The sequence below is a fragment of the Pseudomonas sp. AIG genome (assembly GCF_977020205.1).
Window position 1 is genome coordinate 1 of record NZ_CDROCK010000174.1, and the last position, 243, is coordinate 243.

1 protein-coding gene is annotated in these 243 nt (G+C 62.6%); it reads left to right on the forward strand.

Annotation, left to right across the window (positions count from 1 at the left end; genetic code table 11):
* On the forward strand, nt 1-243 hold a 243-nt coding region (locus ACWR1S_RS31005; protein WP_454566160.1), incomplete at both ends, for an immunoglobulin-like domain-containing protein.

The window sequence follows — 243 nt, forward strand, 5'->3', positions numbered from 1 at the left end:
GCAACTTCGAGAGTCTGGTACCGAGCACCGTGCCGGCCGTGACCAATGTCACCGATACCATCGACACCTCGACCGTGAAACTGACGGCCGATACCTCCGTGGCGGAAGGCGGCTCCGTCACTTACACCGCCACTGTCGGCGCTCCAGTGACCGGCTCGCCTGTCGTGGTGACCTTGGCCAACGGTCAAAACATCACCATCGAAGTCGGCAAAACCACCGGCACCGTGACCACCACCGCACCGA